Origin of the sequence: Luteimonas endophytica, from assembly GCF_029887875.1 — a bacterium.
Classification (GTDB): Bacteria; Pseudomonadota; Gammaproteobacteria; order Xanthomonadales; family Xanthomonadaceae; genus Luteimonas; species Luteimonas endophytica.
This window is the reverse complement of the sequence record NZ_JARXRM010000032.1, coordinates 158788-182834: the sequence shown is the minus strand read 5'-3', so window position 1 is coordinate 182834 and position 24047 is coordinate 158788. Positions and strand designations below refer to the sequence as shown.

General features: G+C 71.2%; 15 protein-coding genes and 1 tRNA gene. 2 read left to right on the top strand and 14 right to left on the bottom strand.

All coding sequences use genetic code 11. The features are described from left to right. Positions 1–2 precede the first annotated feature (2 nt). On the bottom strand, positions 3–1826 hold the full coding sequence (locus QFW77_RS10865; protein ID WP_280574683.1) for a 3-hydroxybutyrate oligomer hydrolase family protein: 1824 nt from the start codon (positions 1824–1826) through the stop codon (positions 3–5). 87 nt (positions 1827–1913) lie between these two features. Here QFW77_RS10865 and QFW77_RS10860 point away from each other — a divergent pair, with 87 nt between their 5' ends. Beyond that, on the top strand, positions 1914–2579 hold the full coding sequence (locus QFW77_RS10860) for a response regulator (protein ID WP_280574682.1): 666 nt from the start codon (positions 1914–1916) through the stop codon (positions 2577–2579). Positions 2580–2590: 11 nt separating this feature from the next. Here the strand turns inward: QFW77_RS10860 and QFW77_RS10855 are convergent, their stop codons facing one another. The 3 genes from QFW77_RS10855 to QFW77_RS10845 all read right to left on the bottom strand — a co-directional run bounded on the left by QFW77_RS10855 (position 2591) and on the right by QFW77_RS10845 (position 8920). Then, positions 2591–3079, bottom strand: a complete 489-nt coding sequence (locus QFW77_RS10855) for an NUDIX hydrolase (RefSeq protein WP_280574681.1) — start codon at positions 3077–3079, stop codon at positions 2591–2593. A 65-nt stretch (positions 3080–3144) separates the two neighbouring features. Next, complete coding sequence (locus QFW77_RS10850) at positions 3145–6492, bottom strand: PAS-domain containing protein (protein ID WP_280574680.1); 3348 nt, start codon at positions 6490–6492, stop codon at positions 3145–3147. Positions 6493–6688: 196 nt separating this feature from the next. Next, the gene (locus tag QFW77_RS10845; RefSeq protein ID WP_280574679.1) at positions 6689–8920 is read right to left on the bottom strand and encodes a TonB-dependent receptor; all 2232 of its coding nucleotides are present in this window, start codon (positions 8918–8920) and stop codon (positions 6689–6691) included. Positions 8921–9074: 154 nt separating this feature from the next. Between QFW77_RS10845 and QFW77_RS10840 the strand changes: the two genes are divergently transcribed. Further along, positions 9075–10472 (top strand): GntP family permease, encoded by a 1398-nt coding sequence (locus QFW77_RS10840; protein ID WP_280574678.1) that lies wholly within the window; start codon positions 9075–9077, stop codon positions 10470–10472. Between the two features lie 23 nt (positions 10473–10495). On the opposite strand, the gene bglX is transcribed toward QFW77_RS10840, so the two are convergent. From bglX to nuoN, 10 genes are all read right to left on the bottom strand, one after another. Beyond that, positions 10496–12739: a beta-glucosidase BglX gene (gene bglX / locus QFW77_RS10835; protein ID WP_280574676.1), complete on the bottom strand. Its 2244-nt coding sequence runs from the start codon at positions 12737–12739 to the stop codon at positions 10496–10498. A gap of 257 nt (positions 12740–12996) precedes the next feature. Then, positions 12997–15105 (bottom strand): polyribonucleotide nucleotidyltransferase, encoded by a 2109-nt coding sequence (gene pnp, locus QFW77_RS10830; RefSeq protein WP_280574674.1) that lies wholly within the window; start codon positions 15103–15105, stop codon positions 12997–12999. Positions 15106–15368: 263 nt separating this feature from the next. Next, positions 15369–15629, bottom strand: coding sequence for a 30S ribosomal protein S15 (gene rpsO / locus QFW77_RS10825; RefSeq protein ID WP_280574673.1), 261 nt, complete (start codon positions 15627–15629; stop codon positions 15369–15371). A 150-nt stretch (positions 15630–15779) separates the two neighbouring features. Beyond that, positions 15780–16739, bottom strand: a complete 960-nt coding sequence (gene truB, locus QFW77_RS10820) for a tRNA pseudouridine(55) synthase TruB (RefSeq protein WP_280574672.1) — start codon at positions 16737–16739, stop codon at positions 15780–15782. 123 nt (positions 16740–16862) lie between these two features. Continuing rightward, entirely contained in the window at positions 16863–17237 is a 375-nt protein-coding gene (gene rbfA / locus QFW77_RS10815; protein WP_280574671.1) for a 30S ribosome-binding factor RbfA, read from the bottom strand. 138 nt (positions 17238–17375) lie between these two features. Beyond that, positions 17376–19970 carry a translation initiation factor IF-2 gene (gene infB / locus QFW77_RS10810; RefSeq protein WP_280574670.1) on the bottom strand — a complete coding sequence of 865 codons (2595 nt, stop codon included), beginning with the start codon at positions 19968–19970 and terminating at the stop codon, positions 17376–17378. Between the two features lie 134 nt (positions 19971–20104). Then, positions 20105–21616, bottom strand: a complete 1512-nt coding sequence (nusA, locus tag QFW77_RS10805) for a transcription termination factor NusA (protein WP_280574668.1) — start codon at positions 21614–21616, stop codon at positions 20105–20107. A gap of 7 nt (positions 21617–21623) precedes the next feature. Further along, positions 21624–22259, bottom strand: a complete 636-nt coding sequence (gene rimP, locus QFW77_RS10800) for a ribosome maturation factor RimP (protein WP_280574667.1) — start codon at positions 22257–22259, stop codon at positions 21624–21626. Positions 22260–22424: 165 nt separating this feature from the next. Further along, positions 22425–22501, bottom strand: a tRNA-Met gene (locus tag QFW77_RS10795). Positions 22502–22572: 71 nt separating this feature from the next. After that, a complete protein-coding gene (gene nuoN / locus QFW77_RS10790; RefSeq protein WP_280574666.1) occupies positions 22573–24039 on the bottom strand; it encodes an NADH-quinone oxidoreductase subunit NuoN in 1467 nt (488 codons plus the stop codon). Between the last annotated feature and the right edge of the window lie 8 nt (positions 24040–24047).

Sequence of the window (24047 nt, the reverse complement as noted above, 5' to 3'; positions counted from 1 at the left end):
GCTCAGTGCGGCAGCGCCAGGGACTCCGCGTCGAGGGCGCCGCCGGCCGCTCGCGGCGCCGGCGAGATCGTCGCGTCGGCCGGCATGGCGGCGGCGCCATCGAGGTGCGCGTCGATCCGGTCCAGCGCCGCATACAGGTAGGGCAGCAGCGGGACGTAGCGCGCGGCGTAGTCCGGCAGGCCGAGGAAGGCATCGAAATGCTGGGCGTTGCGGACCTGCCAGAAGCTCACCTCGCGGCCGGCGGCGCGCGCGGCGGCCACATAAGGCGCGCTGCTGAAGGCCACGGGGATCAGGCCGTCGTCGAGGCCGTGCACCACCAGCAGCGGCAGGCCGCGGCGCGGCGCACCCGCGCGCGTCGCCTCGACCCCGGCGCGCACCCGCGCCGCATCCGCGCCGGCGCCGTCCCAGAGCGCCCGCAGGCAGCGCAGCCCGGGCAGCGCCGGATCGGGAGCCGCCGCTCGCGGGTCGACGATGCCGACGCCGCCACCCGGCGGGATGCCGCTGCCGTCGCTCCACCACGCGGCCCGCTCGGCGGCGGTGGCCGGGCGCGGTGCGAAATCCGGTTGCTGCGCGGCGAAGCCGTAGCCGCAGGGATGCTCGCCGGCCCGGTAGCGACCGTAGGCGGAGGCATAGGTCACCGCCACCGCGCGCCACAGGTCGAAGTCCACCGACAGCGCGCCGGCCTGCAGGGCTTCCTCGGTCCAGCCCTGTGCGCGCAGCCGCTCCCAGGCCGAGCGCGCCCGGGCGGGCGTGTCCTCACCCTCCACCAGGCCGGCCTCGGCCAGCGCCGCGCATCGCGGGGCGCGCTGCCCGGCGGCGAGCGCGCTCAGCGGCGACTTCGGCAGCGCCGCCGGATGCGCCAGCGCGCACGGCATCAGCAGCGCGGCCTCGGTGGTGTAGTCGTAGAGCGCCCGGGCGCCCTCCCCCGCAGCCAGCACGTTGGGCGCGCCGGCGACCGCCGCATCGAGCCATTCGCCCTCCAGTTCCGCGGCGCGCAGCACCGCGCCGCCGCCGTTGGACAGGCCCACGGCGATGACCCGGGTGTTGTCGAAGGTGAACGGCGCCGCCTGGGGCAGCGCCTCGTCGAGCGTGCGCAGCGCGAACTCCGCCGCCTGGCGCAGGTGGCGGCCCCAGTCGGCTTCGGGATTGTCCTGCGAATGCGCATGTTTGACGGCGACACCGGTGGCCGCTTCCGCGGCATCCGGTGCGAACGCGGCCTGGGCCGCCGCCGCCACGCCGCCGTCGGCGTCGACGCCGAGCCCGCCATCGAGGTCGAAGTAGTCGGTGCCCGCGCCCTTGTCGGTGTAGGCCACCGCGCAGCCGCGCGGCAGGCCCCAGGCGCCGGCCACCGCGATCGAGCCGTACACCCCGCGCGAGCCGGAGGAGGCCGTGACCACCAGGCAACGACGCTCCTGGTCGAAGCCGTCGGGCAGCTGCAGCATCACCCGGTGTGGATGGCGCGCGCCGGGCAGCGTCGCCATGGCATGGAACTCGCGGCCGGGCACCGGCGCCAGGCTGCCGTAGACCTCGCCATAGCCGCCTCCGGGGGCCAGGTCCGCGATGCCGCGCCAGTTGCTCCACAGCGCCCGGCGGCGCCGCTCGGCGCGGGTCGGGTTTTCCGGGTCGGCGAACGGCGGCGGCGCCATCGCCCGCAGGCCGTCCGGGCCGAGGCCGGCGCTGAGCAGGTCGTCGGCGCCGCGGTGTTCGCTGGCGCGTGGCTCGGTGAACATGGCCGGCTCCATGGCCGGGCGCCGCGGCCCGGCGGCACAGGCTACCAGCAGCAGGGCCGCTGCCAGGACGGGGACGCGCGGGAGGGGGCTGCTCATCCGCCGACCCTAGCAGCGGCGCCCGGCGCCGGCATCGTACTTTGGTACCACGGCGGCCGCGGCCGCGCGCTCGCCTACAATCGCGCAATGCCGGTCCTGCTGATCGCCGACGACCACCCGCTGTTCCGTGCCGCGCTGCGCGGCGCCGCCGTGGATGCCGCGCCGGATACCAGGGTCTGCGAGGCCGACACCTTCGAGACCGTGCTCGGCACCCTGGAAGCGCGCAGCGACATCGACCTGGTGCTGCTGGACCTGCACATGCCCGGCAACCACGGGTTGGCGGGGCTGGCGGCGATCCGCGCGCAGTTCCCGGCGGTCGCGGTGGCGCTGGTCTCGGCCAACGAGGATCCGCAGGTGATCCGCCGCGCGCTCGACCACGGCGCGGCCGGGTACATCCCCAAGAGCGCCGGATTGGAGGAGATGCGGCAGGCGATCCGCAGCGTGCTGGCCTGCGAGCAGTGGCTGCCGCCGGCGCTGCGCGGGCCGGTGCAGCGCGCCGGCTCGCTGCCGCAGGACCGCGACCTCGCCGGGCGGCTGGCCAGCCTTACCGCACAGCAGTTCCGGGTGCTCGCCCTGGTCGCGCAGGGGCTGTTGAACAAGCAGATCGCCGATCGCCTGGACGTGCAGGAGCGCACCGTCAAGGCGCACCTGTCGGCGATCTTCGAGAAGCTCGGCGCGCGCAACCGCACCCACGCGGGGGTGATCCTGCGCGAGCTGGAGATCGGCGATCCGGCGCGACGGCTCGAGCGCTGAAGCGCCGCGCATCAGAGGCGCGAGCAGCTCCAGGACACCATCCGGCCGTTCCGATAGGGCATCACCCCGTGGAATGCGCGCGGGTCGGCATCGAACACCAGCGGCAGGAACCGCCGATCGCCGTCCCACAGCGGCAGCTCCATGATCCGGTCGACCGGCACCCACTCCAGGTTGCCTTCGGGGTTGCTGTCGAACGGCGTGCCGGCATAGCGGGTGATCAGGAACACGAACCCCAGCCAGTCCTCGCCGGCCTTGCCGAAGCCGGGCCAGCTGATGGTGCCGCGCAGCTGCATCTGTTCGCAGGCGATCCCGGCCTCCTCCATGATCTCGCGGCGCATGCCGGCCACCACGTCTTCGTCGGGCTCCAGCTTGCCGCCCAGGCCGTTGTACTTGCCCAGGTGATGGTCGTCGTCGCGGGCGTTGCGGTGGATCAGCAGGACCCGGTCGCGCTCCGGCGAGAGCACGTACCCAAGGGTGGCGACGATCGGCGTGTACGGCATGCGCGGCGCGGCTCCGGCGAAAGCGCGATTGTAGGCGAGTGCGGGAAGCGCCCGCCGCCGGGCGCTCACCCGCGGCTGGCGAGCAGGCGATCGAGCACGGACTTGAGCGCCAGCGGCCGCAGCGGCTTTCCCAGCAGCGCCAGCCCGGTGTCGAGCACGTCGCGGCGCACCTCGCCGCCATCGTCGGCGCTCAGAATCAGGGTGGGCCGGACACCGAAGCGCGCCGCCAGCCGCGCATGCAGCGCGACTCCGGTATCGCCGCCGTCGAGGTGGTAGTCGAACAGCCAGAGGAAGGCGGAACGATGGGCCAGGGCGGTCTCCGCCGCCGCGCCGTCGGCAACCGCCACCACCTCGCAGCCCCAGCCCTGCAGCAGGGTCGCCAGCGCCTCGAGCGCCAGCGGGTCGTTGTCCACCAGCAATGCGCGGGCGCCGGCCAGGCCGCCGCGGCCGCCGTCCCCGCGCGGCACTTCGGCAGGCGCGAGCGACGGCAGCAGCAGCGAGAACACCGTGCCCCGGCCGACCTCGCTGCGCAGGCCCAGCGGCGCTCCGAGCAGCCCGGCGACGCGCTCGGCGATCGCCAGACCCAGCCCGAGCCCCTGGCCGGCGGCGCCCTCGCCTCGCCGAAACTCCTCGAAGATCAGCCGGCGCTGCGGCGCGGCGATGCCCGGGCCGGTGTCGTGCACCTCGATCCGCAGCCCGCCTTCGCAGCGGCGGACGCCGAGCAGCACAGCACCCGTGCGGGTGTAGCGCACCGCGTTGGCGAGGAAGTTCTGCAGGATCCGCCGCAGCAGCTGCGGGTCGCTGCGGGTCCAGGCGCCGGTGGGGCGGTGGCGGAAAACGAGGCCGCGCTCGGCGGCCAGCGCGGCGAACTCCGAGGCCAGCGGATCGAGCACCTCCGCCAACGGGAACGGCCGCGGCTGCGGCACCAGCCCGCCCGCCTCCAGCCGCGACATGTCGAACAGTCCGGTCAACAGGTCGCCGGTGGAGTCGAGCGCGCCGCGCAGCTGTCGCAGCTGGCCCAGCTGCGCGGCATCGCCGATCTGCTGCGCCAGCGCGTCGGCGAACAGCTGCGCCGCATGCAGCGGCTGCAGCAGGTCGTGCCCGACCGCCGCCAGGAAGCGGCTCTTCGCGTCGTTGGCGCGTTCGGCCTCGCGCCTGGCCTGGTCGAGGCTGGCGGTGCGTTCGGCCACGCGCTGCTCCAGCGTCTCGTTGGCGGTGCGCAGCGCGCGCTCGGTGCTGCGGAACGCGGTGACATCGGTGAAGGTGGCGACGAAGCCGCCGCCCGGCATCGGGTTGCCGCGGATCTCCACGGTCATGTCCGCCGTGACGGCGCCGCCGCCGGCGCGCCGCCGCGGGAACCTGCGCTCGGCGATGTAGGGCGTGCCGGCGCGCATGTGCCGCAGCCGCTTGCCGACCTCCTCGTCCACCGCCACCGCACCCAGCAACCCGCCGGCGAGGTTGAATCGCACCAGTGCCTCCACCGGTACTCCGACGCGCAGCAGTTCCGGCGGAAATCCGAACAGTTCGGCGTAGCGCGCGTTCCAGGCCACCAGCCGCAGCTCCGCGTCGACCACGCTGATGCCCTGGCTCATGTTCTCCAGCGCCGCCTCCAGCACCCGCTGGTTGAACCGCAGGTCCTGCGAGGCCTCGCCGACGATCGCCGCCACCGTCTCCAGATCGGGGCCGGATTCGCGCCTGGCCGCGTCCAGCAACAGCCGTGCCGAGGCGCTGCCGAGCACCGCCGACAGTTCGCGCTCCATCCGCGACTCCAGCCGCGCCGGCACCGGGCCCTCGGCGGGCGCGTCGCGCAGCAGCGACTCCACCAGCCCCTGCGCGAGGAAGCGGCGCCCGGCGTTGCCCAGGGCCCGGCGATCGATGCCGCGAAGCGGACCGCCGCGCTCGCGCCGGTCCAGCATCGCCGCCAGCACCGTCGCCAGGGTGCCGACGAACAGCGTCGCACCCACCGCGCGCCCCAGCCGGCTCCAGCCGGTCAGCCCGAACAGCGCGTCGGGCGCCAGCCAGGCGAGCCCGAACGGCCCTTCGCCCACCCAGGCCATGCGCGGCGGAGCGAACGCCGGCACCAGCGTCACCCAGGCCCAGACCGCGAACGCCGCCAGCACCCCCGCGGTGGCCGCGCGCGCCGGAGTCTGCGGCCGCCACACCGCGAACGCCAGCGCCGGCGCCAGCGTCGCCAGCGCCGAGAACGACACCGCGCCGATGTCCGCCAGCGCGTCGCTGTCGCCCACCAGCCGGCTGTAGGCCCAGGCCAGCAGCATGATCGCGACGATGCCGGCGCGGCGCAGCAGCAGCAGGCCGCCGCGGTGGTCGTCGCCCTGGCCGCGCGACCAGGCCCCACGCAGCAGCCCCGGCGCGAACCAGTGGTTGCCGATCATCAGGCTCAACGTGAGCGTGCTGACGATCACCATGCCGGTGGCGGCGCTCAGGCCGCCCAGGAACGCGAACAGCGCGACCCCCTCGCCGCCCTGCGCCAGCGGCACCGCCAGCGCGTACATGTCGGAGGGCACCTCGTCGCCCAGCAGCGCCATCCCCGCCCGGGCCAGCGGCAGGCCGGGGATGGCGATCAGCAGCAGGTACAGCGGAAATTGCCAGCGCGCGGTGCGCACGTGGCGTTCGTCGCGGCACTCCACCACCGCCATGTGGAACTGGTGCGGCAGGATGAACATCGCCAGCCCGCCCAGCAGCACCAGCGGCACGAAGCCGCCCACGTCCTGCGCCGGCGGCACCGGCACCTCGGGCAGCGGCTCCAGCGCGAACCACACGAAGGCACCGAGCGCCAGCATCGCCGCGAGCTTGAACAGCGATTCGAACGCCATCGCCAGCACCAGACCGCGGTTGTGCTCGGCAGCGCTGGCGCGGCGGGTGCCGAACAGCATGGTGAACAGGGCCATCGCCAACGCCACGTACAACGCGCTGTCGCGCCACGGCGGCACCTCGCCCAGGCCGCTGGCGGGGGTGCCGGTAAGGGTGGCGAAGCTCATCGCGACGGCCTTGAGCTGCAGCGCGATGTAGGGGATCAGCCCGAGCGCCGCGACCAGGGTGATGGTCGCGGCCAGCCACGCGTCCTTGCCCAGGCGGGTGGCGATGAGATCGGCCAGCGAGGTGGCGTTGCTCTCGCGGGCCAGCCGCATCAGCCGCACCATGAACGCGAACGCGACCGTGTAGAACACGATCGCGCCGAGGAAGGTCGGCGGCAGCGGCCAGCCGTAGCGCGCGGCCTGGGTCACGGTGCCGTAGAACGTCCACGAGGTGCAGTGCACCGCCAGCGACAGCGCGTAGACGTGGCGCCAGTGCCGCGAGAGCGCGGCCGGGTGCCGTTCGCCGAACAGCGCCGCGGCGAACATCAGCCCCAGCCACAGCGCCGCGGCCAGCACCACCGCGCCGACGCTCAGCATCGGCGCCCAGGCCCGCGCTCGGCGCCCTGCCCCATGTGCTCCCCGCCCGCGGCCGTCACGCGGGCGAGCATAGCGCAACGGCCCCGCTCCAACCCCCGTGCGCACCCTGCGGGAACGACGGAAGCCGCGACGGCTTCATCGGGTGCGGGCCGCGACTTCCGTCGCTCCCACCCGATGCCGACCTCACGCGAGCTGGTCAGAAGTCGTAGCGGGCGCTCAGGCTGTACTGGCGCGGCGGACCGTAGAACCCGGTCAGCACGCCGTAGGCGCCGATGTTGTAGCCGGTGGTGCGGTACTCGCGATCGGCCAGGTTGCTTCCCTGCAGCGACAGCGACCAGGCGTCGTCGATGCGCCAGATCACGCCGGCGCCGAGCAGTCCGTAGCCGCCCTGCCTGATCGCCGGGCTGAGGTCCGTGGTGGGCCAGACCTCCGACTGGTAGCTGTACCCCACCCGGGCCGAGAGGTTGCCGCCGTTGGCCAGGTCGGTGCGGTACTCGACGTTCAACGCGCCCGAGAACTCCGGGGCGTTGGTGAATTCCTGGGTGTCGGCGATATCGACCCCGCCGCTGAGAAACTCGTCGTACTTCGCGTCCAGCCAGGCCAGGTTGCCGCTGATCAGCCAGTTCGGCGTGGGCAGGAACTGGTACTCCGCCTCGATGCCCTGCACGGTGCCCCGGCCGGCGTTGGTGAAGTCGCCGAAGAAGCTGCTGCTGCCGTCGGGCAGCGTGTACGAGGTGAATACCGACAGCTGGATGTCCTTGTACCTGTTGTGGAAGTAGGCCAGGTTGAGGAACAGGCGCTGGTCGAGCAGCGCCATCTTGCCGCCGATCTCGTAGCTGTCGACCCGCTCGTCGTCGAACGGCTCGCCGGACCGCGGGACCGCCGTGGTGTTGGCGCGGATGTTGAAGCCGCCGGACTTGAAGCCCCGCGAGGCGAGTGCGTACACCATGATGTCCGGCGCGATCTGGTAGTCCAGGGAGATCTTCGGCGAGACGTTCTTGAAGTTCACCGTCCTGTCGAAGTTGGCGGCCGTGCCCCACGAGGTAGCGTAGGTGGCGTCGGTATAGAAGCGGTTGAGCGCGACCGCGTGCTTGTCCTCGTCGGTGTAGCGGGCGCCCACATCGAGCTTCAGGCGCTCGCCCAGATCGAAGGTCCAGTCGGCATACAGCGCGTAGCTCTCGGTGAAGACCCGCCCCTGGGTGTCGCCGAACAGCGGATTGGTCAGCGAGGGCGGCAGCAGCGGGTTCTCGAACCGGTTCAGCACCTGGCCGCCGGCCTCGCCGTCGAAATGGTAGAAACCCATCACCCCGCGCGCCCGGCCGCCGCCGTCGAAGTTGGCCTGCAGCTCGTGGCTGACCTGGCTGTCTTCGTAGAAGGCGAGCACGTCTACCAGCTGCAGGGGCGTCTCGTCGAAGTCGATGTTGGTCTCGGTGTCGGACTCGCGCTTGGCGATCACGTACTTGAACGCCCAGTCCAGGTTGGGACGCCAGTTGACGGTCGCCGAGGCCCCCTTCATCTCGGTGTCGTTGACGTTCGGCATGCCGCTGCGGATGTCGTAGCGGTCGTCGAGCGGCGGGTAGTCCGGCGCGAGCGGATTGGGCGCCAGCAGCCTGGCCCCGCGCACGCCCGACTGGTCGTCCATGTAGTCGAGCGCGAACTGCACGTCGAAGCGCTCGCTGGCGAAGGCGCCGAGCTGGAAACGCGCGGCGTTGATCTCCTTGTCGCTCACTTCCTGGCCGCTCTCCAGGTTGGTCCCGAAACCGTCCCGATTCATGCTCGCCAGCGACAGCCGGGCGCGCAGCGCCTCGCTGCCGCCGATCGGGCCGCCGATGCCGCCCTTGACGTCGAGCTGGTTGTGGCTGCCCACCGTGACCTGGGCGAAGCCGTCCAGCTCGCGCGGCAGTTCTCGGCCGACGTACTTGATCGCCCCGCCGATGGTGTTCTTGCCGTACAGCGTGCCCTGCGGCCCACGCAGCACTTCGATGCGGCCGACGTCGAAGACGTCGAGCAGCGCGCCCTGCGGGCGGGCGATGTAGACGTCGTCGAGGTAGATGCCCACGCCCGGGTCGACGCCCCACAGCGGATCGGCCTGGCCGACGCCGCGGATGTAGGCCGTGGCGGTGCTGGTGGAGCCGCGCGCGGCGTAGATGGTCAGGTTCGGCACCTGCGCGTCCAGGTCGCCGATGTCCTGCACGTTGAGCTTGTCCAGCGTCTCCGGGGTGAACGCGGTCACCGCCACCGGCACGTCCTGCAGGGTTTCCTCGCGCTTGCGCGCGGTCACCGTGATGGCGTCCAGCGTGGTCGGCTCGGCGCTGCGCGCGCTTGCCGCCGCGGGCTCCTGTGCGGGTTCCTGGGCCAGGACGGGCGATGAAAGCCCAACGGCGATCGCGATGCTCAAGGCGGTGTGCTGGATCGTGGCGCGCTTCATCGGGTCCCCTCGCGATAATGGCAATGCGTGCGGCCGGTCGCCGCCAGGCAAGCGTAGGGAAAGGCCACGGGGCGGGCATCGTACCTTCGGACAATGGGCCGTCCCCGGCCCCCCTTCCACACTGGCCGCCGGCATTTCCGGACCGGGACCCGCAATGGCCCTGCTGATCGTGCTCGGCGCGCTGAGCTTCCTCATGTTCGTGGCCTATCGCGGCCATAGCGTGATCCTGTTCGCACCGGTGGCGGCGATGGGCGCGGTGCTGCTGACCGACCCGGAGCTGGTGGCGCCGATGTTCACCGGGCTGTTCATGGACAGGATGGTCGGCTTCCTGAAGCTGTACTTTCCGGTATTCCTGCTGGGGGCGGTGTTCGGCAAGCTGATCGAGCTGTCCGGCTTCTCCAAGTCGATCGTCGCGGCGACCATCCGCCTGTTCGGCCCCGAGCGTGCGCTGCTGTCGATCGTCACGGTCTGCGCCCTGCTCACCTACGGCGGGGTGTCGCTGTTCGTGGTGGTGTTCGCGGTCTATCCGTTCGCCGCCGAACTGTTCCGCCAGAGCGATATCCCCAAGCGCCTGATCCCCGGGACCATCGCCCTGGGCGCCTTCACCTTCACCATGATGGCGCTGCCGGGCTCGCCGCAGATCCAGAACATCATCCCGACCGCCTTCTTCGGCACCGATTCGTGGGCGGCGCCGGTGCTCGGCACGGCCGGCTCGGTGCTGATCTTCGCCCTCGGCATGCTGTACCTGGAATGGCGCCGCCGCCGCGCCGCCGTCGCGGCCGAAGGCTACGGAACCGACCTGCGCAACGAGCCCGAGGCGTTCACCGGCGGGCGCCTCGCCCATCCGCTGGTGGCGCTGCTGCCGCTGGTCCTGGTGGGCATCGCCAACAAGGTCTTCACCCTGCTGATCCCACGCCTGTACGGCGACAGCCACAGCTTCGAGCCGGCGGTCATGGGCGAGGCGGCGCCGGTCGTGCAGGAGATCTCGCGGGTCGCCGCGATCTGGGCGGTCCAGGGCGCGCTGCTGGTCGGCATTCTCAGCGTGCTGCTGCTGGCCTGGCGCCCGGTCTGCCGGCGCTTCGCCGAGGGCACCCGCGCGGCGATCGGCGGCGCCCTGCTGGCGTCGATGAACACCGCCTCCGAATACGGCTTCGGCGCGGTCATCGCCGCGCTGCCCGGGTTCCTGCTGGTGGCCAACGCCCTCAACGGCATCCCCGATCCGCTGGTCAACGAGGCGGTGACGGTGAACGCGCTGGCGGGGATCACCGGTTCGGCCTCGGGCGGGATGAGCATCGCGCTGGCGGCGATGTCAGACAGCTTCATCGCCAATGCCCAGGCCGCCGGCATCCCGATGGAGGTGCTGCACCGGGTGGCGGCGATGGCCTCGGGCGGCATGGACACGCTGCCCCACAACGGCGCGGTGATCACCCTGCTGGCGGTCACCGGGCTGACCCACCGCCAGTCCTATGCCGACATCTTCGCCATCACCCTGATCAGCACGCTCACCGTGTTCCTGGTGATCGGGCTGCACTACCTGACCGGCTGGGTGTAGTTCCGCGCCCGGCCGCTGCGCCGTCAGTCCTCCACCACCTCGAAGCTGGCCTCGATGGTGTCGGCCGAGCTGCCGCCGGCGAACACGGTGAAGCTGCCGGGCTCGACCACCGGCCGCAGCTCGGCGTCGAGCACCGCCAGGGCGTCCGGCTCCAGGCGGAACGCCACGGTCCGGCTTTCGCCCGGCTGCAGGGTCACGCGGCGGAAACCGCGCAATTCCTTGACCGGCCGGGTCACGCTGGCCACGTCGTCGCGCAGGTACAGCTGCACGACCTCGTCGCCGGCGCGGCGGCCGGTGTTGGTGACCGTGACCTCCACGTCCACCGGATCGCCGCGGCCGATGCGCGCCGCGCCGACGCGCAGGTCCTGGTAGCGGAACGTGGTGTAGCCGAGGCCGTGGCCGAACGGGTACAGCGGCGTCCAGGCGACGTCCAGGTACTTCGAGGTGTACTTGTCCTTGGCGTCCGGCGGGCGGCCGGTGTTCTTGTGGTTGTAGTGGATCGGCACCTGGCCGACGTTGCGCGGAAAGGTCACCGGCAGCTTTCCGCTCGGGGCATGGTCGCCGAACAGCACGTCGGCCAGCGCATTGCCCGCCTCCACGCCCGGGAACCACGCCATCAGGATCGACGGCACGTTCTGGTCGAGCCAGTTCACCGACAGCGGGCGGCCGCCGAACAGCACCGCCACCACCGGCTTGCCGGTCGCGTGCACCGCCTGGGCCAGCCGCCGCTGCGCGCCGGGCAGGTCCAGACTGGTGCGGTTGTTGGCCTCGGCGCTCATTTCGTGGTCCTCGCCGAGCATCAGGATCACCACGTCGGCCTGGCGCGCCAGGTGCACCGCGGCGGCGATGCCGGACGTGTCGCCGTTGCGGATCCCGGTGCCCTGCGCATGCAGCACCCGCACCTCCGGCCCGAGCGCGGCGCGGATACCGTCGAGCGGTGTGACCGCGTCCGCGGCGCGGCCGGCCGCGACCCAGTTGCCGAGCATCTGCCGGGGGTCGTCGGCAAGCGGCCCGATCACCGCCACGGTGCCCTGCCGCTTCGACAGCGGCAGGGTGTCGCCCTCGTTCTTCAGCAGCACGAAGGACTTGCGCGCCAGGTCGCGGGCGGCCTCGCGGTGCGCCGCGGTGAGCGTCAGCGCCGCCTCGCGGCGGGGATCGCTGTACCGGTACGGATCGTCGAACAGGCCGAGCCGGTACTTGGCGCGCAGCACCCGGCGGACCGAGGCGTCGACGAAGGCTTCGTCCAGGCGGGCCCCGCGGACGGCACCGGGGACGTCGTCGAGATAGATGCCGCTCACCATGTCGACGTCCACGCCGGCCTCGAGGCCGAGGATGCCGGCGTCGGTGCGGGTCGCGGCGACGCCATGGGGCATCAGCTCCTGGATCGCGTTGTAGTCGCTGACCAGCAGGCCGTCGAAACCCCACTGGCCGCGCAGCAGGTCCTCGATCAGCCGGCGGTGCGCGTGCATCGGCACGCCGGCGACTTCATTGAAGGCCGGCATGATCGACTGCACCCCGGCCTCCACCGCAGCCTCGAAGGGCGGCAGGTAGATCTCGTGCAGGGTGCGCTCGGAGACGTCGACGGTGTTGTAGTCGCGGCCGCCCTCGGCGCCGCCGTAGGCGACGAAATGCTTGGCGGTGGCGAGCACCGTGTCCGGCGCGGCGAGGTCGGTGCCCTGGAAGCCGCGCACCCGCGCCGCCGCCAGCACCGAGCCGAGATGGGGATCCTCTCCGGCGCCTTCGACGATCCGGCCCCAGCGCGGGTCGCGCGCGATGTCGACCATGGGCGCGAAGGTCCAGTGCAGGCCGTGCGCGCTCGCCTCCACGGCGGCGATGCGCGCCGCACGCTCCACCGCCGCGACGTCGAAGCTGGCGGCCTCGCCGAGCGGCACCGGGAAAATGGTGCGGAAGCCGTGGATCACGTCGTGCGCGAACAGCAGCGGGATGCCGAGCCGCGATTCCTCCACGGCCACCTGCTGCATCCGCCGGCTGTACTCGGCGCCGTACACGCCCAGGAACGATCCGACCTGGCCGGCGCGGATCTGCGCCTCTCCGCCCTCGGGAACCCGCGGGCCGGTCTCGCTGCCGCGGCCCCGGTACTGGGTCAGCTGGCCCAGCTTCTCCTCGAGGGTCATCCGCGCCAGCAGTGCCTCGACCGCCGCCTCCTCGCCGGCGGCCGGATTCGGTGGCCGCGCCACCGCGGCGGCGGCCAAGGAGAGCAGCAACAGCGCCCCGAACAACGACTTGAACGGCATCGGTCTGGCCATCCTCGGATCCTGGAAAACCGGCGCCCATGCTAGCAGTAAACGTTTTCATGGCCAGCCGATCCGCTCTGGAGCAGGCCGCGAGCCGGCAGTGGTGGCCCATGGTCTCAAGGCCCGGCGCGACGCCGCTTGTGGGACCGTCCACGCGGGCCGGGGGCGGGTCGCGGCCTGAGCTCCGCCGGGGCGCGGGTTCTCCGGGGCCCGGAGCAGAAAAAAGGCGGGCCGAAGCCCGCCTTTCTCGGAGCGCTGCGTGGGCCGAGTCAGGCCGCCGGGGCGTCCTCGCCTTCCTCGACCGCCTTCATCGACAGGCGGATGCGGCCCTGCTTGTCGACTTCCAGCACCTTGACCTTGACCACGTCGCCCTCGGTCAGCTTGTCGGAGACCTTCTCGACCCGCTCGCTGGAGATCTGCGAGACGTGCACCAGGCCGTCCTTGCCCGGCAGGATGGTGACGAAGGCGCCGAAGTCCATGATCTTGACCACCTTGCCCTCGTAGATCCGGCCCGGCTCGACGTCCGAGGTGATCTGCTCGATGCGGTCCTTGGCGGCCTGCGCGGCGGCGGCGTTGACCGAGGCGATGACGATGGTGCCGTCGTCCTGGATATCGATCTGGGTGCCGGTCTCCTTGGTGATGGCCTGGATCGTGGAGCCGCCCTTGCCGATCACCTCGCGGATCTTGTCGGGGTGGATCTTCAGGGTGAGCAGGCGCGGGGCGTACTCGCTCAGCTCGCCGCGGGGCTCGGTCAGCGCGTTGCCCATCTCCTTGAGGATGAACTGGCGGCCCTGGTTGGCCTGCGCCAGCGCGACCTTCATGATCTCCTCGGTGATGCCCTGGATCTTGATGTCCATCTGCAGCGCCGAGATGCCCTTGGCGGTCCCGGCCACCTTGAAGTCCATGTCGCCCAGATGATCCTCGTCGCCGAGGATGTCCGACAGCACCACGAACTGGTCGCCCTCCTTCACCAGGCCCATCGCGATGCCCGCGACCGGAGCCTTGATCGGCACGCCCGCGTCCATCAGCGCCAGCGAGCTGCCGCAGACCGAGGCCATCGAGGAGGAACCGTTCGACTCGGTGATCTCCGAGACCACGCGGATGGTGTAGGGGAACTCCTCCATCGACGGCATCACCGCCAGCACGCCGCGCTTGGCGAGCCGGCCATGGCCGATCTCGCGGCGCTTCGGGCCCATCATGCGGCCCGCCTCGCCGACCGAGTAGGGCGGGAAGTTGTAGTGGAACAGGAAATGCTCCTTGTACTCGCCGCCGACCGCATCGATGATCTGGCCGTCGCGCGCGGTGCCGAGCGTGGTCACCACGATCGCCTGGGTCTCGCCGCGGGTGAACAGCGCCGAGCCGTGGGTGCGCGGCAGGATGCCGACCTTGGAGCTGATCGGGCGCACGGTGTCCAGGGCGCGGCCGTCGATGCGGACCTTGGTGCTGAGCACCGCGTTGCGCAGGGTCTGGTACTCGAGCTCGCCGAACTCCTTCGAAAGCGCGGCCGGATCCCAGCCGTTGGCCTCGATCTGCGCGGCCAGCGACTCGGTCGTCTCCTTCTTCAGCGCGGAGATCGCCTCGCGACGCTTGAGCTTGTCGCGGATCTGGAACGCCTGGTCGAGACGGTCGCCGATCGCGGCCTTCAGCGCCGCCACCATCGCCTCGTCGCGCGCCTCCGGCTGCCAGTCCCACTTCGGCTTGCCGGCCTCGGCGACCAGTTCGTTGATCGCGTCGATCGCGCCCTGCATCTGCTGGTGGCCGTACATCACCGCTCCCAGCATCACGTCCTCGGACAGCTCCTTGGCTTCCGACTCGACCATCAGCACCGCGTCCCGGGTACCGGCCACCACCAGTTCCAGGTCGCTGTCCTGCAGCTCGCTGGTGGTGGGGTTGAGCAGGTACTGGCCGTTGCGGTAGCCGACCTTGGCGGCGCCGATCGGCCCGTCGAACGGGCACCCGGTCAGTGACAGCGCGGCGGACGCGCCGATCAGCGCCGGGATGTCGGCGTCGACCTCGGGATTGAGCGACATCACCGTGGCGACGATCTGCACCTCGTTCCTGAAGTCTTCCGGGAACAGCGGGCGGATCGGCCGGTCGATCAGGCGCGAGATCAGGGTCTCCTTCTCGGTCAGGCGGCCCTCGCGCTTGAAGAAGCCGCCCGGAATACGGCCGCCGGCATAGAACTTCTCCTGGTAGTCGACGGTCAACGGGAAGAAGTTCTGACCCTCGCGCGCGGTGCGGGCGGCGACCGCCGCGACCAGCAGCGTGGTCCCGTCGACCGACACGATGACCGCGCCGCCGGCCTGGCGGGCGATCTCGCCGGTCTCGAGGGTCATGGTGCGACTGCCGTACTGGAAGCTCTTGGTAACTTTCGACACGTTTGGTTTCCCTGGATCTGGATTTCGATGAACCGGCGGGACCCCTGTCCCGACCGGCTGGCCGCTGCGCGGCGCAGGAAGGTGGCTGATCGAACCGGCTTCCAGCCCGCTCCAGCCCTTGACGCTGCAGACCTCGTCCGACTCCGCGGAAGCGGTCGCGTTACAACCGGTCGGCGCGCGGCATCCGTGCTGCACGATGCCGGCGACGACCGAACCGGCAAAACAAAACCGCGGCGCATCGCTGCGCCGCGGCGGGGTATGGATTATCGGCGCAGACCGAGCTTCTCGATCAGGGCCTTGTAGCGCTCGGCATCCTTGCGATGCAGGTAGTCGAGCAGGCTGCGGCGCTGGTTGACCATCTGCAGCAGGCCGCGCCGGCTGTGATGATCCTTCTTGTGGATCTTGAAGTGCTCGGTGAGATGCGCGATGCGCGCGGTCAGCAGGGCCACCTGGACTTCCGGGGAGCCGGTGTCGTTGTCGGCGCGCTTGTGCTCGTTGATGATTTCGCTGGTATCGATGGACATATCCGCCTCGTGATGCGCGGCCCGCAGGAACGCCGCACCGTGCGCGGGGCACGAGCGAGGCACCGCATGGCCCGCCGCTTGCTGATGAATGCGTAAACGCATGGGAAAAAGCAGCGGAATTGTAACCGCCGCCAGGGTCGGCAACAAGGCTCAGGCGCGCGCCGGCGGCTGGCTGCAGGCCCAGCTGAACAGCCGTTGCGGGCGCAGGCACCCCGCCGCGTCCACCTCTCCCAGCCCCAGCGCCCTGCCGTCCTGGTCGATGATCGCGACCGGGCCGCGCGTGGCGAAGCTCCCCTCGACGCGCTGTCCATGGGACAGCCGCGCCGCCTGCGCCGGACTGACGGCCAGCTGCGGCCACGAGGCCATGCCGGCCTCCACCGGCAGCAGGCAGGCGTCCAGGCAATGCCGGCCACGCGCCGCCAGCGCCTCCAGGTCCCCGGGGGTCCACAGCCGCGGATCCCTGAACGGGTCGACCCAGAGCCGCCGCAGCTCGGCGACGTGCGCGCCGCAGCCCAGCGCCTCGCCCAGGTCCCGCACCAGGCTGCGCACGTACGTGCCGGACCCGCACTCCACGTGCAGCCGCAGCAGCGGCTCGCCGCCGTCGAGCAGGTCGGCGGCCGACTGCAGTTCGAAGGCGTGCACGTCGACCTCGCGCGGCTCGACCTCGATGAACTCGCCGCGGCGCGCCTTGGCGTAGAGCGGTTCGCCGCCGCGCTTGAGCGCCGAATACACCGGCGGCCGCTGCCGGATCCGGCCGGTGAGGGCCCGCAGCGCGGCGTCGATCGTCGCCAGGTCCAGCGCCGGCACGGGGCGCTCGCGCAACGGCTGGCCCTCGGCATCGTCGGTATCGGTCACCACCCCGAGCCGGGCCACCGTGTCGTAGGCCTTGCGGGCGCCGAGCAGGCCGCCGGCGATCTTGGTGGCCTCGCCGAAGCAGACCGGCAACAGGCCGGTGGCGAGCGGATCCAGGCTGCCGGTATGGCCTGCCTTCTCGGCTTCGAACAGGCGCCGCACCCGCTGCAGGGCCTGGTTCGAACTGAGCCCGGGCGGCTTGTCGAGCAGCAGGATGCCGTCCAAGCTCCGGAACCGGTTGCGACGCTGCCGCGACATCAGCGCGCGGCCCCGGCGGCCGCGGCGCGACGCCCCATGCCGCCGCCCGCCGGCAGTCGCCTGCAGGGCGGTCGACCGGCCGACCGGCCCCCGCGCGCCGCGGCCCGCGTCGCCGTCACCGCCTCAGTCCGTCCCGTCGCCCGTGGCGCCTTCGGTGTCGGGCAGGTCGCGCAGCAGGTTGTCGATGCGCTCGCCGCGATCGACCGAATCGTCGTAGTGAAAATGAAGTTCGGGAACGTGACGCAGCTTCACCGCGCGCGCCAGTCGGAAACGGATCTCCGCCGCCAGGGCACGCAGCCCCTTGAGCGCCTCGCCGGAACGCTCGGCCTGAAGCGCGGTCACGAAAACCTTCGCGTGGGCAAGGTCGCGGCTGACCTCGACGTCGGACACGCTCACCGACGGGAGCCCGTGCTCCTGCACCGCCGCGCGCACCAGCGCGCCCAGCTCCCGGCGGAGCTGCGCGGAGACGCGGTCGGTGCGGTTGAATGACTTCGCCATTGGGTGGGTCGCGATTGGTGATTGGTGATTCGACAACGGCAACGGCGAGGCGCGGCCGATTCAGGGCCCGCGCCGTGACCCGCGCCTGCGGATCACGAATCGCCAATCCCGAATCACGCGCCTTGCAGGGCTTGGGCCCTACAAGGTCCGCTGCACCTCGATCCGCTCGAAGCACTCGATCTTGTCGCCCGGCTTGACGTCGTTGTAGGCCTTCACGCCGATGCCGCATTCGGTGTTGACGCGCACCTCGTCGACGTTCTCCTTGAAGCGGCGCAGCGATTCCAGCTCGCCCTCGAAGATCACCGTGTCGTCGCGCAGCACCCGGATCGGCTTGTTGCGCTTGACCACGCCCTCGACCACCATGCAGCCGGCCACGGCGCCGAACTTGGAGCTGCGGAACACGTCGCGGACCTCGGCGGTGCCGATGATCTCCTCGCGGATCTCCATGCCGAGGATGCCCGAAGCGACCTGCTTCACCTGGTCGATGACGTCGTAGATGATCGAGAAGTAGCGCAGGTCCAGGCCGTTGCTCTCGATCACCTTTCGCGCCGAGGCATCGGCACGGACGTTGAAGCCGATGATGGTGGCCTTGGCCGCCGCCGCGGAATTCGCGTCCGACTCGGTGATGCCGCCGACCCCGGAGACGATGATGTTGACCCGGATCTGCTCGTTGGACAGCGCGGTCAGGGCCTGGCGCAGCGCCTCCGCCGAGCCCTGCACGTCGGCCTTGACGACCAGGTTGAGCGACAGCTGCTGCTCGGCCTGGCCCATCTGCGCCATGATGTCTTCCATGCGGTTGCCCGCCGCCTGCACCAGGCGGGTCTCGCGGCGCTTGTGCTCGCGCTGCTGGGCGACCTCCTTGGCCAGGCGCTCGTCGTCGACGACCACGAAATCGTCGCCGGCATCCGGCACGCCCGACAGCCCCAGCACCTGAACCGGGATCGAGGGGCCGGCACCGTCGACCGGGTTGCTGTTCTCGTCGAACAGCGCCCGCACGCGGCCGTACTGGACGCCGCAGACCAGGTAGTCGCCCTTGGCCAGCCGGCCCTGCTGCACCAGCACGGTGGCGACCGGGCCGCGGCCCTTGTCCAGCGAGGATTCGATGACGGTGCCGGTGGCACGGCCCTCGGGCAGCGCCTTGAGCTCGAGCACCTCGGATTGCAGCAGGATCGCGTCGAGCAGGTCGTCGATGCCGTCGCCGGTCTTGGCGGACAGCTCGACCATCTGGATGTCGCCGCCGAACTGCTCGGCCACGACCTCGTGCTCGAGCAGCTCGTTCCTGATCCGGTTCGGGTCGGCGTCGGACTTGTCGATCTTGTTGATCGCCACGATCAGCGGGACGCCGGCGGCGCGGGCGTGCTGGATCGCCTCGATCGTCTGCGGCATCACCCCGTCGTCGGCGGCGACCACCAGCACCACGATGTCGGTGAGCTTGGCGCCACGCGCGCGCATCGAGGTGAAGGCCGCATGGCCCGGCGTATCGAGGAAGCTGACCACGCCGCGGTCGGTTTCCACGTGGTAGGCGCCGATGTGCTGGGTGATCCCGCCGGCCTCGCCCGAGGCCACCTTGGTGCGGCGGATGTGGTCGAGCAGCGAGGTCTTGCCGTGGTCGACATGGCCCATGATCGTGACCACCGGCGGACGCGGCTCGCCCTCGCCCTGCCCGGTCGCGACGTGGGCGATCAGCTCGCTCTCGGCATCCTCGCTCTCGGCGCGCACCGGCCGATGGCCGAGCTCCTCGGTGATCAGCGCGGCGGTGTCGTGATCGATGGTCTGGGTGATGGTGGCCATGACCCCCATCTTGAACAGCGCCTTGACCACGTCGCCGCCCTTCATCGCCAGCTTCTGAGCCAGATCGGCCACCGTGATCGCCTCGCCGATCGGCACTTCGCGTACCACCGGTGCGGTGGGACGGGCGAAACCGTGCTGTCCGCCGCCGGTACGCGCCTGCTCCAGCTGGCGCCGCGGCTTCGGCTTGCGCGCGGTGGAGCGGCGCGCGCGCTCGGTCGGGCTGAGGTGCAGCTGGCCGGCGAACCGCGCTGCGGCCCCGTCGTCGTCCTCCACGCCGGCGACCATCGCGTGCGAGCCGCGGTGGTGCTTCTGCTTGTGGCCGCCACGTTCCTCGCGCGCCGCGGGCGGTTTGGGGTGGCCATGGCCGTGCCCGGCCTTGCGCGCGGCGGCGGCGGCCGGCTCGTCCTCGGCCGGCACCGCGGCAGCGGCGGCGGCCAGGGCCTCCTGGCGCAGGCGTTCGGCCTCCGCCTCTTCCTGGCGCTTGCGCTCGGCGGCTTCATCGGCGCGGCGCTTGTCCTCCTCGGCCAGGCGCTGCTGCTCGGTGAGATTGCGCTGGCGCGACTCTTCGAGCTTGCGCAGGATCTCGGCGCGCTCGTCGTCCTCGCTCACCCCGCCGCCGTCTTCCGACGGCTTGACCAGGGTGACCTTCTTGCGCACCAGGACATCGACCGTGGTGCGGTTCTTGCCGCCGCCGACCGTCAGCTCCTGCTTGCGGCTGCGGTTGAGGGTGATCTTCTTCGGCGCAACCGCTTCGTCGGCGGCCTTCTCGGCCTTGCCGTGGGTACGCCGCAGGAAGCCGAGGAGCTTCACCTTCTCGGTGCTGGTCACGACCTGGTCGGGATCGCTGAACGGCATGCCGGCCTCGGCCAGTTGCTCCAGCAGTTTCTCGACCGGCGTGTTCACCAGTGCGGCCAGCTTGCGGATCGTGGTTTGTTGCGACATTCGGGTTCCGGTTCCTTGGGCGTCGGCGCGATCGCCGCGCTGTGGATTGAGCATTGTACCGTCTGCTGGCGGACGCTTCGGGCCGGGGCCGGGAGGCGTTCGCCCCCGGGGCTCAACCCGCGTTTTCCGCCATCTCAGGCCTCCCGCTCGAGGCGGGCGATCTCCTCGGCGCGGGCGGCCAGGATCAGCGCCGCGGCGCGCGCCTCGTCGATCCCCTCGACGCCGAGCTCGAGCAGTTCGTCGGTGCCGAGGTCCGAGAGGTCCTCGCTGCTGCGCACCCCGTGACCGGCCAGCGCGTAGGCGATGGTGTCGTCCATGCCCTCGAGCGCCAGCAGGTCCTCGGCCGGCGCGTTCTCGTCCAGCTCCTCCTCCTCGGCGAGCGCGTCGTTGAGCAGGGCATCGCGGGCGCGGGCGCGCAGTTCCTCGACGATGTCCTCGTCGAAGCCCTCCACCGCCAGCAGCTCGCCGACCGGCACGTACGCGATCTCCTCGACCGTGCTGAAGCCCTCGGCCACCAGAATGCCGGCGATTTCCTCGTCGACCTCGAGCTTCTCCTGGAACAGCTCCCGCGCCGCGGTCTGCTCGGCCTCGGACTTGGCGGTCACCTGGTCCTGGGTCATCACGTTGAGCTGCCAGCCGGTCATGCGGCTGGCCAGGCGCACGTTCTGCCCGCCCTTGCCGATCGCCTTGGCCAGCAGTTCCTCGGCCACGGCCAGGTCCATGGAGTGCTTCTCCTCGTCGACGATGATCGACTGCACCTCGGCCGGCGCCATCGCGTTGATGACGAACTGCGCCGGGTTGTCCGACCACAGCACGATGTCGACGCGCTCGCCGTTCAGTTCGTTCGACACCGCCTGCACGCGCGAGCCGCGCATGCCGATGCAGGCGCCGATCGGATCGGTGCGGTTGTCGTAGGCCACCACCGCGATCTTGGCGCGGTCGCCTGGATCGCGCGCGCAGGCCTTGATCTCGACCAGGCCCTGGCCGACCTCCGGCACCTCGAGCTTGAACAGCTCCATCATGAACTCCGGCGCGGCGCGGCTGATGAACAGCTGCGGCCCGCGCGGCTCGCTGCGCACGTCGTAGAGGTAGCCGCGGATGCGGTCGCCGGCGCGGACCACGTCGCGCGGAATCGCCTTGTCCTTGGGAATGAAGGCCTCCGCGTTGCCGCCGAGGTCGACGAAGACGTTGCCGCGCTCGACCCGCTTGACGATGCCGGTGACCAGCTCGCCGACGCGATCCTTCCAGGCGTCGACCACCTGGGCGCGCTCGGCCTCGCGCACGCGCTGCACGATCACCTGCTTGGCGGCCTGCGCGGCGATGCGGCCGAACTCCGCGTTCTCGATCTGCTCCTCGATGTAGTCGCCGACCTCGACGCCCTCGGCCTCGTCGACGGCGTCCATCAGCCGGATCTGTCGATCGGGCGATTCCATCACCACGTCGTCGGCCACCACTTCCCAGCGGCGGAAGGTCTCGTAGGTACCGTCCTTGGGGTCGATCGCGACGCGCGTGAGCACGTCCTCCTCCGCGTAGCGCTTCTTGGCCGCGGTGGCCAGGGCGGCCTCGATGGCTTCGAGGATCACCGACTCCGGCACGCCCTTCTCGTTGGCGACCGCGTCGACGACCATCAACAGTTCCTTGCTCATTTCTGGATCACTCCGAACTCGACGGCCCATCGGCCGCGCGATTGGTGGCTTGTGGCTGGTTGCCCTGCGTGTCCGGGCGCTGCTTGCGCCCCGACGGTTTCTTCTGCTTGCCCGGGCGCGCATCGCGGCCCGAGGCGTCCCTGGCCGGGGCCAGGCCCAGCGCGGCCCAGTCCGGGACCAGGCGCGCCCTGTCGATGTTGTCGAACGCCACCGCCAGCGGCCGGCCGTCGACTTCGAAGGAGACGGTGCCGCCCTCGACCGCGACGATCCTTCCCTGCAGCCTGCGGCGCCCGTCCTGCGGCAGCTTCAACCCGACCTTGGCGGTCTCGCCGGCGAAGCGCGCGAACTGCGCGGGCGCGAACAGCGGGCGGTCCACGCCCGGCGACGACACCTCCAGGGTGTAGTGGCCGCTGATCGGATCCTCCACGTCGAGCCGTGCGGAGACCTCGCGGCTCACCGCCTCGCAGTCCTCGATGGTCACGCCCTGCTCGCCCGCCGCCGGGTCGGCCCCGGGCCGGTCGATATACAGGCGCAACACCGCGCTGCCCGGCGTCGGCAGGTACTCGGCGCCCAGCAGCTCCAGGCCCAGCGCCTCGACGGTCGGGGCCAGCAGTTCCGTGATTGTGCTTGCCTTGTCGGCCAAGTCGCGCTCCTCGGTTGCCGGAAAAGACAAGGGGCCCGGCGGGCCCCTTGTCCATACCACTGGATTTCGGCGCCGGAACGCCTGGTCGCGCGTTCCGGCTCAGCCCGATCCGCGGCCGGGAAACAAAAAAGCCTCCGTGGAGGCTTTTCGTCGACCGCGAAAAGCTGGTAGCGGGGGCAGGATTTGAACCTGCGACCTTCGGGTTATGAGCCCGACGAGCTGCCAGACTGCTCCACCCCGCAGCAGATTCGCAATTATGCAGGCGCGGCCGCGCCTTTGCAAGAGCCGGGCCGCGGCCGGCGGGCCTGGCGCCCTACCCGGCGAACGCCTGCTGGCACCAGGCCATCAGCGGGCTCCAGAACAGCCCCAGCGCCAGCAGCGACAGCGCGTTGACCGCGAACATCGCCCGCAGCGCCCCGCCCGGGCGCGCCTGCAGCGGCTCCCCGGCGGGCTCGTCGAAATACATCACCTTGATCACCCGCAGATAGTAGTAGGCGCCGATCACCGCGAACACGATGCCGACGATCGCCAGCCACAGCAGCTCGCCCTCCAGCGCCGCGCGCAGCACCGCCAGCTTGGCCCAGAACCCCAGGAACGGCGGCACCCCGGCCAGCGACGCCATGATCACCAGCACCAGCGCCGCCATCCACGGGCTGCGCGCGTTGAGGCCGCGGAAGTCGTCGATGCGGTCGGCCTCGAAGCCCTTGCGCGAGAGCATCACGATCGCGCCGAAAGCGGCCGCCGACATGATCGCGTAGCTGATCGCGTAGAACATCGCCGCGGCGAACCCGCCGGCGCCGCCGCCGGCCAGGCCGAGGAACAGGAAGCCGACGTGCGACACCGTCGAATAGGCCAGCATGCGCTTGAGGTTGCTCTGCGCGATCGCCACCACGTTGCCGATCGCCAGCGACAGCGCCGCCAGCAACGCCAGCAGCAGCTGCCACTGTTCCTGCAGCGGCCCCAGCCCGATCTCGAACAGGCGCCAGGCCATGCCGAACGCCGCGAGCTTCGGCGCCGAGCCGATGAACAGGGTGATCGGGGTCGGCGCGCCGTGATAGGTATCGGGCAGCCACATGTGGAACGGCGCGGCACCGAACTTGAACGCCACGCCCACCACCACGAACACCATGCCGGTCAGCAGCAGCACCCGATCCTCTCCGGCGGCGTCGGCGGCGGCCGCGCTGATCGCGTCCAGGTACAGGGTGCCGGTGGCGCCGTACACCAGCGACAGGCCGTACAGCAACAGCCCCGAGGCCAGCGAACCGAGCACGAAGTACTTCATGCCGGCCTCCGAGGCCAGCGGATTGTCGCGGTCGATCGCCACCAGGGCGTAGGAGCACAGCGCCAGCAGTTCCAGCCCGAGATACACCATGGTCAGGTTGCCGGCCGACACCAGCAGCATCATTCCCACCACGGCGAACAGGATCAGCACCGCGATCTCGCCCTTGTAGAGCCCGCGCTCGCGCAGGTACGGCCAGCTGTAGCCCAGCGCCATCGCCGAGACCACCAGGGTGACGAACTTGAGCACGTCGGCGGCGGTGTCGCGCACGAACAGGCCCTCCATGACCACGCCGTGGCCGCCGACGCCGGCGGCGATCATCGCCGCGGCCGCGAGCAGCGTGGCGATCGCGAGCGCGTGGGTGATCACCCGGCGGCGCTCGTCCAGGAACAGGTCCAGCATCAGCAGCGCGAACGCGCCGAAGATCACCGCCAGCTCGGGCAGCAGCGGCGCGAACTCGGCGAAGGTGCGGACGGGTGGCGTCATGGCGGCGACGGTCATTGCGGCCT

What these genes read in the sequence shown, in the direction of transcription:
- QFW77_RS10865 (WP_280574683.1), bottom strand. Translation starts at nt 1,826, where the DNA reads ATGAGCAGCCCCCTCCCGCGCGTCCCCGTCCTGGCAGCGGCCCTGCTG.
- QFW77_RS10860 (WP_280574682.1), top strand. Translation starts at nt 1,914, where the DNA reads ATGCCGGTCCTGCTGATCGCCGACGACCACCCGCTGTTCCGTGCCGCG.
- QFW77_RS10855 (WP_280574681.1), bottom strand. Translation starts at nt 3,079, where the DNA reads ATGCCGTACACGCCGATCGTCGCCACCCTTGGGTACGTGCTCTCGCCG.
- QFW77_RS10850 (WP_280574680.1), bottom strand. Translation starts at nt 6,492, where the DNA reads ATGCTGAGCGTCGGCGCGGTGGTGCTGGCCGCGGCGCTGTGGCTGGGG.
- QFW77_RS10845 (WP_280574679.1), bottom strand. Translation starts at nt 8,920, where the DNA reads ATGAAGCGCGCCACGATCCAGCACACCGCCTTGAGCATCGCGATCGCC.
- QFW77_RS10840 (WP_280574678.1), top strand. Translation starts at nt 9,075, where the DNA reads ATGGCCCTGCTGATCGTGCTCGGCGCGCTGAGCTTCCTCATGTTCGTG.
- bglX (WP_280574676.1), bottom strand. Translation starts at nt 12,739, where the DNA reads ATGGCCAGACCGATGCCGTTCAAGTCGTTGTTCGGGGCGCTGTTGCTG.
- rpsO (WP_280574673.1), bottom strand. Translation starts at nt 15,629, where the DNA reads ATGTCCATCGATACCAGCGAAATCATCAACGAGCACAAGCGCGCCGAC.
- truB (WP_280574672.1), bottom strand. Translation starts at nt 16,739, where the DNA reads ATGTCGCGGCAGCGTCGCAACCGGTTCCGGAGCTTGGACGGCATCCTG.
- rbfA (WP_280574671.1), bottom strand. Translation starts at nt 17,237, where the DNA reads ATGGCGAAGTCATTCAACCGCACCGACCGCGTCTCCGCGCAGCTCCGC.
- infB (WP_280574670.1), bottom strand. Translation starts at nt 19,970, where the DNA reads ATGTCGCAACAAACCACGATCCGCAAGCTGGCCGCACTGGTGAACACG.
- nusA (WP_280574668.1), bottom strand. Translation starts at nt 21,616, where the DNA reads ATGAGCAAGGAACTGTTGATGGTCGTCGACGCGGTCGCCAACGAGAAG.
- nuoN (WP_280574666.1), bottom strand. Translation starts at nt 24,039, where the DNA reads ATGACCGTCGCCGCCATGACGCCACCCGTCCGCACCTTCGCCGAGTTC.